This window comes from Maribacter spongiicola, assembly GCF_004364165.1.
Classification (GTDB): Bacteria; Bacteroidota; Bacteroidia; order Flavobacteriales; family Flavobacteriaceae; genus Maribacter; species Maribacter spongiicola.
This window is the reverse complement of the sequence record NZ_SOAY01000010.1, coordinates 640,089-656,017: the sequence shown is the minus strand read 5'-3', so window position 1 is coordinate 656,017 and position 15,929 is coordinate 640,089. Positions and strand designations below refer to the sequence as shown.

14 protein-coding genes are annotated in these 15,929 nt (G+C 36.0%); 11 read left to right on the top strand and 3 right to left on the bottom strand.

What is annotated here, in order from left to right; genetic code table 11:
- Positions 1–17 precede the first annotated feature (17 nt).
- Positions 18–440 carry a tellurite resistance TerB family protein gene (locus CLV90_RS03455; protein ID WP_133686113.1) on the bottom strand — a complete coding sequence of 141 codons (423 nt, stop codon included), beginning with the start codon at positions 438–440 and terminating at the stop codon, positions 18–20.
- Positions 441–542: 102 nt separating this feature from the next.
- Here CLV90_RS03455 and CLV90_RS03450 point away from each other — a divergent pair, with 102 nt between their 5' ends.
- From CLV90_RS03450 to CLV90_RS03425, 6 genes are all read left to right on the top strand, one after another.
- The gene (locus CLV90_RS03450; RefSeq protein ID WP_133686112.1) at positions 543–1,568 is read left to right on the top strand and encodes a ligase-associated DNA damage response exonuclease; all 1,026 of its coding nucleotides are present in this window, start codon (positions 543–545) and stop codon (positions 1,566–1,568) included.
- Positions 1,565–3,247: an ATP-dependent DNA ligase gene (locus CLV90_RS03445; RefSeq protein WP_133686111.1), complete on the top strand. Its 1,683-nt coding sequence runs from the start codon at positions 1,565–1,567 to the stop codon at positions 3,245–3,247. The genes CLV90_RS03450 and CLV90_RS03445 overlap by 4 nt, the downstream gene beginning before the upstream one ends.
- A 48-nt stretch (positions 3,248–3,295) precedes the next feature.
- Positions 3,296–3,556 carry a GIY-YIG nuclease family protein gene (locus CLV90_RS03440; protein WP_133686110.1) on the top strand — a complete coding sequence of 87 codons (261 nt, stop codon included), beginning with the start codon at positions 3,296–3,298 and terminating at the stop codon, positions 3,554–3,556.
- Between the two features lie 99 nt (positions 3,557–3,655).
- Positions 3,656–6,127 carry a ligase-associated DNA damage response DEXH box helicase gene (locus CLV90_RS03435; RefSeq protein ID WP_133686109.1) on the top strand — a complete coding sequence of 824 codons (2,472 nt, stop codon included), beginning with the start codon at positions 3,656–3,658 and terminating at the stop codon, positions 6,125–6,127.
- A 52-nt stretch (positions 6,128–6,179) separates the two neighbouring features.
- Entirely contained in the window at positions 6,180–6,890 is a 711-nt protein-coding gene (gene pdeM, locus CLV90_RS03430; protein WP_341777676.1) for a ligase-associated DNA damage response endonuclease PdeM, read from the top strand.
- Between the two features lie 58 nt (positions 6,891–6,948).
- On the top strand, positions 6,949–7,752 hold the full coding sequence (locus tag CLV90_RS03425) for a tryptophan-rich sensory protein (RefSeq protein ID WP_133686108.1): 804 nt from the start codon (positions 6,949–6,951) through the stop codon (positions 7,750–7,752).
- Here CLV90_RS03425 and CLV90_RS03420 read toward each other — a convergent pair.
- On the bottom strand, positions 7,749–9,098 hold the full coding sequence (locus tag CLV90_RS03420) for a dihydrolipoyl dehydrogenase family protein (RefSeq protein ID WP_133686107.1): 1,350 nt from the start codon (positions 9,096–9,098) through the stop codon (positions 7,749–7,751). The two genes, CLV90_RS03425 and CLV90_RS03420, sit on opposite strands and share 4 nt — an antisense overlap.
- Before the next feature lie 126 nt (positions 9,099–9,224).
- Between CLV90_RS03420 and mfd the strand changes: the two genes are divergently transcribed.
- From mfd to CLV90_RS03395, 5 genes are all read left to right on the top strand, one after another.
- A complete protein-coding gene (mfd, locus tag CLV90_RS03415; protein WP_133686106.1) occupies positions 9,225–12,593 on the top strand; it encodes a transcription-repair coupling factor in 3,369 nt (1,122 codons plus the stop codon).
- 1 nt (position 12,594) lies between these two features.
- Positions 12,595–12,921 (top strand): TerB family tellurite resistance protein, encoded by a 327-nt coding sequence (locus CLV90_RS03410; protein ID WP_133686105.1) that lies wholly within the window; start codon positions 12,595–12,597, stop codon positions 12,919–12,921.
- A gap of 150 nt (positions 12,922–13,071) precedes the next feature.
- On the top strand, positions 13,072–13,401 hold the full coding sequence (locus CLV90_RS03405; protein ID WP_133686104.1) for a hypothetical protein: 330 nt from the start codon (positions 13,072–13,074) through the stop codon (positions 13,399–13,401).
- A gap of 8 nt (positions 13,402–13,409) precedes the next feature.
- Positions 13,410–13,742 (top strand): tellurite resistance TerB family protein, encoded by a 333-nt coding sequence (locus tag CLV90_RS03400; RefSeq protein WP_133686103.1) that lies wholly within the window; start codon positions 13,410–13,412, stop codon positions 13,740–13,742.
- Positions 13,743–13,906: 164 nt separating this feature from the next.
- The gene (locus CLV90_RS03395) at positions 13,907–15,226 is read left to right on the top strand and encodes a TlpA family protein disulfide reductase (protein WP_133686102.1); all 1,320 of its coding nucleotides are present in this window, start codon (positions 13,907–13,909) and stop codon (positions 15,224–15,226) included.
- On the opposite strand, the gene CLV90_RS03390 is transcribed toward CLV90_RS03395, so the two are convergent.
- Positions 15,223–15,882 (bottom strand): aspartate kinase, encoded by a 660-nt coding sequence (locus tag CLV90_RS03390; protein ID WP_133686101.1) that lies wholly within the window; start codon positions 15,880–15,882, stop codon positions 15,223–15,225. The two genes, CLV90_RS03395 and CLV90_RS03390, sit on opposite strands and share 4 nt — an antisense overlap.
- Positions 15,883–15,929 lie beyond the last annotated feature (47 nt).

Below are 15,929 nucleotides of genomic sequence, written 5' to 3'. Positions count from 1 at the left end.
TGCCTTTTTTTAAAAGCTTAATGTTTTACTAAATATAAATAGTCATCAAAATCTAATCTACCACCAAAGATAGCTATAGAACGTTCGATGATAGCATCAGCTTTTTCACCGGTAAAGCCAAGACCAATGGCATATTTCTTTATTAACACTCGCTCTTCGTCGTCAATTTCATGATCAGAATATACAATTCTGAATAAATCATATAAACGCTCTAATCTTTTTTCAGAATCTGGTGTAGAATCAATCGGGTATTTATTTTCTTTCTTAAAAACCTCTAAATATTCAGACTCAGTGATATCTAATTTAGTAGCGAAACGATCTAATAATTTTTTTTCTTCAGTACTAATTTCACCGTCAATAGACGCTAAAGTTGCCAAAGCTGCGAAATGAGCTAAGTTTCTTCTGTGCTCACCGCTACTATATAAATCTGCAAAAGACATATCTTATTTTTTAATTATTGAGCAAATATAAATTTTTTAGAGGTCATAGTTTAGTTTGTCATCAACTTTGTTTGCATGCGAAATTTGTAACTTGTTGTCGCTATGAAAACTCCTTTATTACAATTTACTGCTAATGGCATTTATTGCGAAAAAGCCAAGGTCTATCTTGACCCGTGGAAACCAGTAGACCATGCCATTATTTCGCATGGGCATGCCGACCATAGTAGATATGGCCATAAAAAGTATATTACCCACCACAGAAACGTGCCAATTATACTGCATCGATTAGGTGAAATTAATGTTGAAGGAAAAGAGTGGGGCGAAACTTTTGTAATCAATAATGTGAAATTCAGTCTTCACCCAGCAGGTCATATTATTGGTTCATCACAAATACGTGTTGAACATAAAGGCGAGGTTTGGGTATTTACGGGGGATTATAAAACTGAAGATGACGGCATCTCTACTCCGTATGAACCTATAAAATGCAACACCTTTATTACAGAATGTACTTTTGGACTACCAGCTTTTAAATGGACGCCACAAGCAGAAGTATTGGAAAATATTAATAATTGGTGGGCAGAGAATAAAGCTGAGGGCAAAACCTCTATTCTATTCGGCTATAGTTTAGGAAAAGCACAGCGTTTATTAAAATACTTGAATACAGATATTGGAGAAATCTATACTCACGGAGCCATTGAAAACATGACCGAAGTGTTACGGCCATTAGTAGATTTCCCAAAAACTACATTGATTACGAGAGAAACAAAGAAAGAGCAATTACTGGGCAATATAGTGTTGGCTCCACCAAGTGCACATGGCAGTACCTGGATTAGGAAAATGGTACCTTATGTTACAGCTTCCGCCAGCGGATGGATGACTTTTAGAGGAGCCCGAAGAAGACGCGCTATTGACAAAGGTTTTGTGTTAAGTGATCATTGCGATTGGCCAGGACTTCTAGAAAGTATTGAAGCTACAGGTGCTGAAAAAATCATTTGCACCCATGGATATACAGATATCTTCTCAAAATACCTAAGAGAACAAGGCTATGATGCCCGTACCGAAGCTACACAATATGGTGAAGAGGAAACAGAAACTGCTTTGGCATCAAAATCGACCGCAGCTGTATGAAAAATTTTGCTTCACTCATAAAAACATTAGACAGTACCAATAAAACTACGGTTAAGGTACAGGCATTGACAAACTACTTTTTAAAAGCTAACGATGCAGATAAAGTATGGACCATTGCTATTTTATCTCATCGAAGACCGCCAAGACCTGTTAACACTACGCTTCTAAGAACTTGGGCGTCTGAATTGGCGAATATTCCGCTATGGTTATTTGAAGAAAGCTATCATATTGTCGGTGATTTAGCAGAGACCATTGCGTTGGTCATACCTGCAGCAAATCAGTCATCAGATAAAAGTCTGACCGTCTTTCTAGAGGAAATGATTGCTTTGAAAAAGAAGACCGACCAAAACAAAAAAGCATATTTATACGAAAACTGGAAAGTACTTAACTACTACGAACGTTTTGTATTTACAAAATTGATTACCGGCGGCTTCAGAATCGGAGTAAGTCAAAAACTAATGACCCGTGCATTGGCAAAAGCCACTGAAATAGATGAAGACATTTTAGCCTATAAATTGATGGGTAATTGGGATCCGAACACAATTTCATTTCAGCAACTGGTACTTGAAGAAAATGAGAGCGACTACCTTTCAAAACCATACCCGTTCTACTTGGCTTATGCTATTGAAGGCGAAGCTTCAGATTTAGGAGATATAAAAGAATGGTCGGCAGAGCATAAATGGGATGGTATTCGTTCGCAGGTTATTCTAAGAAATAATGAACTATTTGTGTGGAGCCGCGGCGAAGAATTAGTAACCGATAAGTATCCCGAATTTGAGAAATTCGTTGGCATTATACCTAATGGAACAGTCATAGATGGTGAAATTCTTCCATTTCCCAATGGAACTATTGGTACTTTCAATGACCTACAAACTCGAATTGGTCGTAAAAATATATCTGCTGCACTTTTGAAGAAAGTCCCTGTAATTTTAAAAGCTTATGATATTTTAGAGTGGGAAGGAAAAGACATTCGTCAAACACCTTTTATAGAACGCAGACAACTTTTAGAAAAACTATTTAAAGGTGTCACTGAGCGAAGCCAAAACGAGGTCGCTGAGCAAAGCGGAAGTGCGGTCACTGAGCGTAGCCGAAGTGATATCCCTCTTTACCTATCCGAAACAATGCATTTTAATTCTTGGGATGAATTATCGCAAGAAAGAGACCGTTCTCGCGAAATGCATAGTGAGGGACTCATGCTGAAAAGAAAAGATTCTCCCTATTTAGTAGGAAGAAAAAAAGGAGACTGGTGGAAGTGGAAAGTAGACCCATTAACTATAGATGCGGTACTGACTTATGCAATGCGTGGACATGGTAGGCGAAGTAATCTTTTTACAGATTATACCTTTGCCCTTTGGAAAGATAATGAAGAAGGAGAAAAAGAACTGGTTACGTTTGCAAAAGCATATTCCGGATTAACAGATGCTGAATTCAGAAAATTAGATGCCTGGATAAAGAAAAACACCTTAGAAAGATTCGGACCAGTACGAAGTGTTACTCCGCATCATGTATTTGAAATTGCCTTTGAAGGTATTGCATTATCTAAGCGACATAAAAGCGGAATCGCCACTCGTTTTCCAAGAATGTTACGATGGCGAAAAGACAAGAATATTCATGAAGCGAATACCTTGGATGATTTAAAAAACTTAATTCCGAGCGAAGCGAAGGAATCTGTTGAATAAAGAACTAATAGTTAATTTAAATCTGTTGATTTCACTAGCCTAAATAAAATGAAAGGATATGTCTACATAACAACCAATAAAAATAAAACAGTTCTTTATGTTGGAGCTACAGATGACATTAAAAGAAGAATGAATGAACATAAAAACAAAATATATCCAAATGCTTTCACCAAGAAATACAATTGCGATATTCTAGTTTATTTTGAAGAATTTGAAAATGTGGAAGATGCATTTAAAAAAGAATTGAGATTAAAAGCTGGCAATCGGAAAAAAAAGGAAGAGTTAATAAACTCAATCAATCCTGAATGAGGTGATCTTTCCATTAATTGGATAGACGATAATTTTCAGCTTCGGAACAAAAAATAAAATTCAAGAATAAATTAAACAGATTGCTTCGCTTCGCTCGCAATGACAACAAGACAAGAACTTTACGATATCGCCGAAAATTGGTTTCAAGAACAAGATTGGAAACCATTTAAATTCCAAAAAGATACTTGGAAGGCTTTTTTGAAAGGTAAAAACGGACTCCTAAATGCACCTACAGGCAGTGGGAAAACCTATGCATTGTGGTTTCCTATTGTGTTGAATTACATAAAAAACAATCCTGATTATAAGGCCAAACACAAAAAGGGATTAAAAGCTATTTGGATTACTCCCCTACGTGCTTTATCCCAAGAAATTAAACAATCTGCAGAACGTATTACCTTAGATTTAGGCACACAAATGACCGTTGGTATTCGCTCTGGCGACACTTCCACCAAAGAACGGGCACAGCAAAAAAAGAATATGCCCGATTTGTTGATTACCACTCCCGAAAGCTTGCAACTATTACTAGCCACCAAAGGCTATGAGAAAATTTTTAAAGATTGTTCTGCCATTGTGGTTGATGAATGGCATGAGATTTTAGGCACCAAGCGTGGAGTTCAAATGGAACTTGCATTATCTCGCTTAAAAAATGTATCGCCGCAATTACGCATTTGGGGAATTTCTGCCACCATAGGTAATTTAGAGCAAGCACGAGATGTTCTATTGGGCATAGAGTCACAAGCACTTGACAATTCCACCCTCATTAAAGCGAATATCAATAAGAAGATTACGGTAAAAAGTATCATTCCTAAAAAGATGGAAACCTTCCCATGGCGTGGTCATTTGGGGCTTCATTTATTGGAAGAAGTAGTACCAATTATTAATAACAGTAAAACTACTTTACTATTTACGAATACCAGAAGTCAGTGCGAAATATGGTTTCAGAAAATTCTAGAGAAGCACCCTGAATATGCCGGTGAAATGGCAATGCACCATGGTAGTATAAATAAAGAAACACGGGTTTGGGTTGAAAATGCCATTCGTAATGAACAACTAAAGGCGGTGGTTTGCACCTCAAGTTTAGATTTGGGTGTTGATTTTGCTCCCGTTGAAACTGTTGTTCAAATTGGCGGACCAAAAGGTGTTGCCCGTTTTTTACAACGTGCAGGGCGTAGCGGTCACCGACCAGGTAAAGAAAGTGTTATTTATTTTCTACCAACACACGCCATTGAACTTATTGAGGCTTCTGCATTACAAAAAGCAGTAAAGCAGCATACAGTCGAAGATCGCTTGCCCTACCTTAACAGTTACGATGTGCTATTACAATACCTGACCACATTGGCAATTTCAGACGGATTCTACCCCAAAGAAATATATCAAGAAATAAAACAGACTTTTTGCTATCAAGCGCTTACCGAAGAAAAATGGCAATGGCTACTGAACTTTTTGGTTATGGGCAGTCAGAGTTTACAGAGCTATGACGAGTACAAAAAAGTAGAGATAGAAGAAGATGGCAAATTTAAGGTAAATAACAGAGGCGTGGCAATGCGACACCGTTTTCAAATAGGCACCATAGTTGGCGATGTCAATTTAGCCGTCAAGTATCAAAAAGGCGGATATATAGGTTCTATTGAAGAGTTCTTTATTTCAAAATTGAACAGAGGTGATGTGTTTACGTTTGCTGGTAGAAATCTAGAATTTATTCGGATAAAAGAAATGACGGTTCAAGTGAAGAACTCGAATAAAAAAACCAACAAAATTTCTAGCTGGATGGGAAGTCGACTCACCCTATCCGCCCAAATGTCTGAGTTATTAAGAAATGAACTGTATAGTTCTAGCGAGCCAATTAAAAATCAATCTGCAGAAATACGAGCTTTGAAACCTCTTTTTGACCGACAACGAAGAGATAGCATTGTACCCAAACCATCAGAATTTCTAATTGAAACCTTTAAAACTCGCGACGGGTACCATCAACTCTTTTATCCTTTTGAAGGTCGTTTTGTACATGAGGCAATGGGCAGCTTGCTAGGGTATCGCATTAGCTTGCTCTCCCCTATTACTTTTTCATTGGCGTTTAACGATTACGGTTTTGAGCTACTATCAGATCAACCCATAGATATTCAACAAGTGCTGGATAACGATTTGTTCACCACCAATTTTATGTTGGATGATTTACAGAAAAGCTTAAATGCAACCGAAATGGCACGTCGCCGTTTTAGGGATGTTGCTATTATCAGCGGCATGGTATTTACCGGATACCCTAAAAAAGGTATTAAAATGAAGCATCTACAAAGCAGTTCTCAGTTATTATTCGATGTTTTTAGAGATTACGAACCAGATAACTTATTATTTCAGCAAGCATTTACCGAGACTTTTGAACACCAGTTAGAAGAAGGTCGTCTACGACTTTCATTAGAGCGTATTGCCACACAAGAAATTGTTTGGAAAGCGTGCGAGCAACCCACACCATTTTCTTTCCCTTTGATTACAGAACGTGTGGGACGCGAAAAACTATCTAGTGAAAAATTAGCTGACCGAATTAAAAAAATGGCTGCATTGTTGATGAAGAAATAAAAAACCTTGCCCCCTAACCCCCAAATGGGGAATTTTTATTCTTGATGTCTAAATGATTTTTAAATTGGGACTTTCTCGTAATTTTGCATCAATGACCCATTCCATTACCCTTCGTGATCAAACTTTTGAAATGCACTTTTCTGGAGCCTTATTTTGGGTAGAGAAATCAATGCTATTAATTAGTGATGTGCATTTGGGCAAGGTATCGCATTTTAGAAAATATGGTGCTGCCGTACCACAACAAGCCGTTCAGCAAAATTTTGATGCATTGACTGCAGTAGTGAATCATTTTAAGCCAGAATCGGTAGTTTTTTTAGGCGATTTATTTCACTCCGCCTTAAACACAGAATGGCTTCTTTTTGAAAAATGGGTGCAAGCTACTACGCATGAAATCATTTTAGTAAGCGGTAACCACGATATCATTTCTCCGCTGAAATATGAAGAATTGAATATTAAAGTCATTCCTGAATTAATTTTAGAATCCTTCCTTTTAACCCATCACCCAGAAGAACGAGATGGTTTATTTAATTTTTCAGGACATATACATCCTGCAATTAAGCTTAGCGGACTAGGGAGACAATCTGTTCGACTACCTTGTTTTTACAAAACAGAACATCAAATGATAGTACCGGCATTTGGTGAGTTTACTGGCACTTATACTTTAGAACCTTGTGATGGTTGTGAGATTTATGCCCTTTTAGGCGATGCAGTACTTCCTGTTCCTATAAAAGAGGTAAAAAAGAGGCGTAATTACCGAAAATAGTTCGTTTAATGTGCTAAAGAGCATAACTTTATAAGATATCAATTATAGTTTTACCATTATGAAAAAGAAACTATCCGTCCTCAATTTAGCATCTGTGCTTCTGGTCATTTTGGTCAATTATATTTCACAAGCCTTCTCACTTAACGATACTACTATTGGTGAGATGAGTGCACAGTATGCAAATTTGTTTACTCCCGCAGCATATGCTTTTGCAATTTGGGGTATAATCTTTTTAGGATTACTCGCATATGGTATTTTTCAAGTAAAAAGAGCATTTTTTAGTGATAAGCCAAGTATATTTATTGAACAAACTGGGTATTGGTTTGCCTTAGCAAATGTTTTAAACTGTTGCTGGGTAATTGCTTTTATGTACAATTACACCGGACTTTCAGTGGTTATCATGTTCGGAATATTGCTTTCATTGATAAAAATCATTCTAAATACCAATATGGAGCGTTGGGATGCACCAATATCGGTCATCGCATTTGTTTGGTGGCCCATTTGCTTTTACAGCGGATGGATATCTGTTGCTACTATCGCAAACATATCTGCTTTTTTAAGTAAACTAGATTGGAACGGCGGAGTATTATCAGAACAAGCCTGGACGATAAATATGATTGTAGCAGCTACTATCATTAATTTACTAATGATTTGGAAAAGGAATATGCGCGAATTCGCCCTTGTAGGCATTTGGGCATTATTTGCTATTTATGTACGACATAATGAATCAAATATTTACATTGCATACGCAGCAATGACCGGCACAATTATCCTTTTTATTGCCATTGCCTTTCATGCATTCAAAAACCGAGAAACTAGTCCGTTTAAAAAGCTACAAGAATATTTGCAAGAAAAGTCTTAAACCATACTTTTTATATCATTACCCCAAGACGGATAAGAAAATATAGTAGATTTTATTTCGCAATCAGTCATTTTATTATTGATTGCCATTGTTAATATATTAATGGTTTCACCAGCATCAGGCCCTAGTAGATGCGCACCAACAATCTCTCCGGTTCTATCGTTCATAATTATTTTGTACGCATACAACGGTGCATTTATTCGCTTTGCATTAAACCAGTTGGTTGCAACCTCAAAATTCACTCTTATATTTTTATAACGGCTACGCGCTTCTTCTTCAGAATACCCGACCGTAGCCAAGTTAGGAGAAGTAAATACTACAGATGGTATTACAGGAACCTCTAATACTTTATCATTTCCATTTATAATATTTTCTGCAACAACATAACCTTGTCTACCAGAAAGCGGAGTCAGTGGTAAGTTCTTATCTGATACATCGCCACAAGCATAAACATTTGGGTTGCTAATACTCTGCAAATAAGTATTGGTCTCTACACCTTTCTCGTTAAAGTCAACTTTTCCCTTTTCTAAATCTAAACCTACCAACGAGGGTACACGACCAGCGGTATTAAAAAATGCTCCAGCTTCAATAGTGTGCTCCTTCCCTTTTATCTCGTAGGTTAGGATGAGTTTTTTTCGTTTCTTTTTCAATGCCTTTGGTGTAGCCTCAAAAATGAAATTTATCCCTAAAGACTTAGAGTACTTTCTAAGTTCGTTTACCAAATCGGCATCAAAAGCATGCAAAGGTCTTTTACCTGTATCTATTACCGTTACTTCGGCACCAGCTCTTGCTGCCATATGCGCAAACTCCATCCCAATATATCCTCCACCAACAAAAACAATTTTCTTTGGCAGCTTTTTTAGATTTAAAAAATCATCACTCTCCTTAAAATGTTTTGCTCCAGGCATTGTTAAAGTTCGTGGCACTAAACCTGTGGCAATTACAATTTTCTTGGCAACGACCTTCTTTCCTTCCACCAATAAGGTATTCTCGTCTAAAAACGCGGGAGATTGATGGAATAACGTAATTCCCAGTTCCGCCAAATTATGTTCTGTAGATGCGGGTATATTTGCGGTGAAATTTCGTTTGAACTTTTGTAATTGCTTCCAATCGATTTTCGCAGCCTTGCTAATACCTTTTCCTTTCAAGTTAGTACTCAACTCGTATGCTTCTATTGCACTAAGTAATATTTTCTTAGGATCACAACCTCTATTTGCACAAGTACCCCCGAATTCACGATTATCGGTAATGGCAACTTTCAACCCCTTTTCAGCACAGGCTTTAGCGACCGTTTGTCCGGCAATTCCACTTCCTATTACAAAAACATCAAACTCATGATCTTCCATATCTCTTTACTTTTTCTACAATACTCCAAGGTGCAACTTTTTAGAAGCAAACTGTAACCCATATTCGATAATAATGAGTCGTATCCATTTCTTAGGTATGCTTATATTTGTAAAAATTTTAAACTGTTGAGTCATTCTTCTATCCAACAACGGTATAATCAGTCTCCCCAGATAGGGAAACTGCAAAATACTATTGCCGATTCTGAAAAATCAGGATCCCAAAACATTCAATTAAAAGGTCTTGTAGGGTCATCACTTTCATTTGTGCTTACCAGTATATTCAATGCAGAAGACCGACCATTCTTGGCGATTTTTAATGACAAGGAAGAAGCTGCCTATTATTTAAATGACCTAGAACGCCTTATTGGCGAAGACAAGGTACTTTTCTACCCAGGCAGTTACAGAAGACCTTATCAAATAGAAGAAACAGATAATGCCAACGTACTTCTACGTGCCGAGGTTTTAAACAGAATCAACTCTAGAAAAAAACCAGCGGTAATAGTCACTTACCCCGATGCACTTTTCGAAAAAGTAGTCACCAGAAAAGAGTTAGACAAGAATACCCTAAAAATGAAATTAGGGGACACACTTTCTTTAGATTTTTTAAATGAAGTTTTATTCGAATACAAATTCAAACGAGTAGATTTCATTACCGAACCAGGCGAGTTTTCGGTTCGTGGTGGTATTGTAGATGTATATTCTTTCTCACATGACGAGCCTTACAGAATAGAGTTTTTTGGCGATGAAATAGACAGCATTAGAACCTTTGATGTAGAAACACAACTATCGAAAGAAAAGGTGAAATCAATTACCATTGTGCCAAACATGGCCGATAAGTTTCTGATTGATAAAAGGCAGAGTTTTTTGACCTACGTGGCATCAAATACACTGGTTTTTGCTAAAAATACCGACTATTTATACGATAGATTAGATGATTTTTTTGAAAAGGCAAAAGAAGCTTTTACAAAATTATCAAAAGACATTAAGCATGCCGAACCCGAAGAGTTATTTATGGGCGGCGAAGAATTTAGACAACAACTATCTGGCTTTACACTTTTAACCCAAGATGCAAAAAGAGATGCTATCGACTTAGTCGAATTCCACTCTAAACCACAACCTTCTTTTAATAAGAAGTTCGATTTATTAATTGAGAATTTAAATAGTTATAAAGACAAGGGCTACACCAATTATATCTTTTGTGCCAGTGAACAGCAAGCCAAGCGTTTTCATGATATTTTCGAAGAGGTTAACGAACATGTACATTATCAAATTATTGTTTCTCCGCTATTTCAAGGCTTTATAGACGATGACCAAAAATTGGTTTGTTATACCGATCATCAAATTTTTGAACGTTACCACAAATTCCATTTAAAGAACGGTTATGCAAAAAAGCAGGCAATTACTTTAAAGGAATTAAATAAACTTGAAATTGGTGATTACGTTACCCATATTGATCATGGTATAGGTAAATTCGGCGGATTACAAAAAATTGATGTTGAAGGCAAAAAGCAAGAAGCCATAAAATTAATGTATGGTGAGCGTGATATTTTATACGTTAGCATACACTCTCTTCACAAAATTTCAAAGTTCAATGGTAAGGATGGTGCACCACCAAAAATTTACAAATTGGGTTCTGGTGCTTGGAAAAAAATCAAGGAAAAGACCAAATCGCGCGTTAAGAAAATCGCGTTTAACCTTATTAAAATATATGCAAAGCGAAGGTTAGAAAAGGGATTTCAGTATAACCCAGATAGTTATTTGCAGAATGAATTAGAGGCTTCGTTTATATACGAAGATACGCCCGATCAAAGTACCGCTACCGAAGATGTAAAAAGAGACATGGAAAGTGAGCGACCTATGGATCGTTTAATCTGTGGTGATGTAGGATTCGGAAAAACAGAAATTGCAATTCGTGCAGCATTCAAAGCCGTTGATAATGGCAAACAAGTAGCCGTTTTAGTGCCTACCACTATATTGGCATTTCAACACCATCGTACTTTTGCAGAACGATTAAAAGATATGCCGGTAACGGTAGATTACTTGAATAGGTTTAGAACAGCGAAAGAGAAAAAAGAAACCATTCAGCGATTAGGCGAAGGCAAGGTCGATATCATTATTGGCACCCACCAATTGGTGAACAAAAAAGTTCAATTTAAAGATCTAGGGTTATTAATTGTTGATGAGGAGCAAAAATTTGGAGTAGCGGTAAAAGACAAATTAAAATCTATCAAAGAAAATGTAGATGTACTTACATTAACAGCAACGCCAATACCGCGAACACTCCAATTTAGTTTGATGGCTGCCCGAGATTTATCAACCATTACAACTGCACCACCAAATAGATATCCTATTGAAAGTCAGGTTGTACGCTTTAATGAAGAAATTATACGAGATGCCGTTAGTTATGAAATAGAGCGTGGCGGACAGGTATTCTTTATTCACAATCGTATTGAAAACATTAAGGAAGTTGCCGGTATGATCCAAAGATTAGTGCCCGATGCAAAAGTAGCAGTGGGTCACGGTCAAATGGATGGCAAGAAACTAGAAGCTTTAATGCTTGGTTTCATGAATAGTGAATTTGATGTTTTGGTATCAACAACTATTGTTGAGAGTGGCTTAGATGTTACCAATGCCAACACCATTTTCATTAATAACGCCAATAATTTTGGTTTGAGCGATCTGCACCAAATGCGTGGTCGTGTAGGTCGTGGTAATAAAAAGGCATTCTGTTATTTTATTACTCCCCCTTACGAATCAATGACCAATGACGCACGTAAACGTATAGAAGCTTTGGCACAGTTTACGGAATTAGGTAGCGGGTTCAATATTGCGATGAAAGATTTAGAGATTCGTGGTGCTGGCGATTTACTAGGTGGTGAACAAAGCGGCTTCATTAATGAAATCGGTTTTGAAACCTATCAGAAAATATTAGCTGAAGCAATCGATGAATTAAAAGAAAACGAATTTAAAGACCTTTATGAAGAGGTTGAAGGCAAGCATGAGAAGGTGTTCGTTAAGGAAACACAGATAGATGCTGACTTTGAATTACTTTTTCCTGACGATTATATTAATAATATTACCGAAAGGTTAACGTTATATACAGAGCTGAATCAGGTAAGAGACGAAGCTGCGCTTCAAAAATTTGAAGCACAATTAGTAGATCGTTTCGGCGAACTACCAGATCAGGCGGCAGATTTACTCAACTCGGTACGTATAAAATGGATTGCAAATAGCATCGGTTTAGAGAAAATTGTAATGAAGCAAGGTAAAATGATCGGATACTTTATAAGTGATCAACAATCTGCATTTTATCAAACTTCAACATTTACTAGAGTTTTACAATATGTACAATCTCATGCCCAGCAGTGTAAAATAAAAGAAAAAAAGACCCGAAACGGATTACGGTTATTACTGGTTTTCGAAAACATAAGATCTACCGACAGGGCCTATTTGGCATTAAAGCCATTTGAAACAAAAGAAAAAACAATTGCATAATATGGAGTTTGATATTTCAGAAAAGTTGGCCATGGTACATTTAATCGATTCGGTCATTGTAGCCGATGGAGAAGTACATAATGGCGAAATCAATGCTTTGGCGAAATTAATGGACATCATCGATTTTGATAGTAATTTTTTAATTCAGGCACGTAACATCGATTTAGAACAAAGTGTACATATCTTAAAAGAAATGCCTGAGAATAAGAAAAGTAAACTGGCCCAAATATTAAAAGATGTAGCCATATCTGATGGTTATATTCATGAAAAAGAAAGTGATGTTATACAACATGTCTTCACTGAAATAGGGCTCTCTAAAAAAGCATAATAAATATAAAATTCACAATAGCAATTATCTTAGCCTGGCACATGTAAACTGCTATTACTCGTAACTTTTGATAATGTTGTAAAACTCCTTACACAACTATATTAAAAAGTATAACCGTTTTTCTTATCTTTCAACTCCAAAATAAAGATAATGGAGTTTGAAGAGTTTGTAAAAGCAGCCTTTGTAAAAATGATTTATGAAGTAATAGAGGCAGACGGTAAAATACACCCGGCCGAACTAGAAACTTTGAACAAACTAAAAAGCGTCATTGGTTTTGACGATGCATTTTTAGAGCGTGCAAATTTGTTAGATTATGACAATGCAATTGTTACACTTTACAATTTACCACACGATCAAAAGAAAGCCCTTGCCGATATTCTTGAAGAAGTTGCTATTGCCGATGGCGCTATTCATAAAAAAGAAATGGACCTAATTATTGACACTTTTATTAATATTGGATTAGGAGAAGAAACAGAGTAATGGCTAGTATGATAGAATTTACAAAAGAAGAAAAATTAGCCGTTGTAAAAATGGTTGACTATGTTATTCTAGCTGATAGCAAAGTGGATCCTGCCGAGATGCGATACCTGACAGAATTAATGGATCGCTTTTCTTTTGATAGTTTCTTTGTTGGTCAAGCTCGTAACCTAGACAAAGCAAAAGCCTACAAAATTCTAAACTTGATGTCCTTAGAAAAAAAGAAAGTATTATCCAATGTTTTAGAAGAAGTAGCAATTTCTGATGGTTTTGTTCATGAAAAGGAACTGCAAAAAATTGCTGAAGCCCTTGGTCACATGAAAATTGAAAAGGAGTTTTCATAAGCTTTTCAAAATTACAGCTCACAATTGCCGCTTGATTATTACTTTTATTCCTTAAAAAGTATTCTTCATACATTAATAATCAATAAAGGATTCTCAAAAATAGAATATTTACTTTCTTAGTATGTTACTATCAATAATGGTCCGATAATTGTCTTTACAAAATCATGAAAGTTCTCATTAGTTTTTTTCTTCTTTTTACTTGCTTAAGTATACAGGCACAAGGTTCTATTTCTGGTAATTTTTCACCTCCAAAAGATTTCAAATGGTTAATCGCCTACCAATTGACACCAAATGGTGAACGTTATATTGCCGATACCGCTGTAAAAGATGGTTCCTTTACATTAGAAATGCCAGCTACTGCCCAAGCAGGTATGTACCGCTTAGTTTATGCAGTACCGCAAGATGAATTTTATATCGATGTTATTTATGATAAAAAAGAAGATGTAAAATTCAATTTCGATCTTGAAAACGGATTAACAATTACCAATTCTGACGAAAATAAATGGTACCATGAATATTTTTCTAAAATTACCGCCGCGCAAGACAAGCTGATAGAATTTTATGAAACCCAAAATGAACCAAATAAAGCTTACACTGGTATTATTAAAGAGATAACTACAATACAAGCCTCTTTTGAAGAAAAACATGCTGCCACTATTGCCCATAGATTCATTAAAGCGAACAGAAGCTATATTCCTGAGAAGTTCGAAAATCTAGAAACTTTTTTAAAACATAAAAAGCAGCATCATTTCGACAACTTAAATAGTACTGATCCTATTTTACAAGGTTCTAATTTTTTGACTGACAAATTCGCTGCCTATGTTTTCTCAGCACTTCCTGCTGATATTTCTACTAAAGACATATTAGAAAGTGAAGTAGCTAAAAACGTTAAGACTACTGCTGAATTTATTACTAAAACACCAATTGGCTTTCAAGAAAAGGCAATGCACCAATTATGGAAAATTGCAGAAGCTAATGATATGGGCACGGTCCAAGATTATATATTTAAAAATTATTTAAAAAAATTGGCGCAGACCAATAATAATCAAAAACTGGTCGATGAAATTGAATTGGCATCTCGCCTAAGAATTGGAGCAATTTCTCCTGATATTACTTGGGTAGCAAAAGGAAAAAAACACTCGCTATTAACCATGGAAAAAGCCGAGAATTACTTGCTTGTTTTTTGGAGCAGCACATGTTCTCACTGTTTAAAAGAACTACCGGCTTTACATAAAGAATTAAAAGATTTCGATAACCTTAAAATTATTGCTATCGGTTTAGAAGATGATGACGTAAACTGGAAAGAAGTTTCTTCAACATTACCAAATTTTAATCATGCAATAGCATTAGGTAGATGGGAAAGTGACTACGCAAATACCTTTGGCATACAAAGTACACCTACCTATTTTATTTTGGATAGTGAGAAACGTTTTCTAGCTAAACCAGAGTCTGATAAAGAAGTTGTAGAATTTTTAGAAAACTAAAGCGCTTTTAAATCCTTTATTGTTTTAAAGGCAATATCTACCTGATCATCGTTTACTAGAATTGTAAATTCATTGGTCGTTGAGATGACTTCGTAAAGAACAATGCCTTCCCAAGCGAGTCTTTGAAAGATAAAGTAGTATATACCAGGTACAGAAACATTTTCTGCAGGTAATTTTACAGTAATCGATGAAAGTTCCTCCGCTTTTTGAGTACATTTTTCATCTTTAAACAGTCGCTCTACGGTTTTATCCATCACATTGCTAATTACAATGTTGATTTCATTTACACCACGGCTAGAGGTATAAAAAACATCTTGGTTATTATTGATCTCTTCAAGCAACTTAGCTTGGTGTACCAATATTTTATCTGAAGCTAAAAAAGTATAATCTGTAAGTGAAGATCTAACGGTTATCTCACCAATATTCTTCAACACCTTCAGAATTTTATGGGTAGCTCTAAATTCTAAATCATCAGATAGACGCTTTAAAGCCATTACAATAGCACCGTTACGAATATCTTTACCTAATTCATGTTCGATCTCAGGTTTTACGATCCTAGATAACGATGTTAAGTTGATGATACCCTGTGCCAGAGCACTTTGTAAAAAAGGTTTTTTCTTAATATACTCTTCAACTACTGATGATATTGTTTTCATTTTACTGCTTGGTTGTTGTGCAAATATAACAACTTGTTACAAATAAA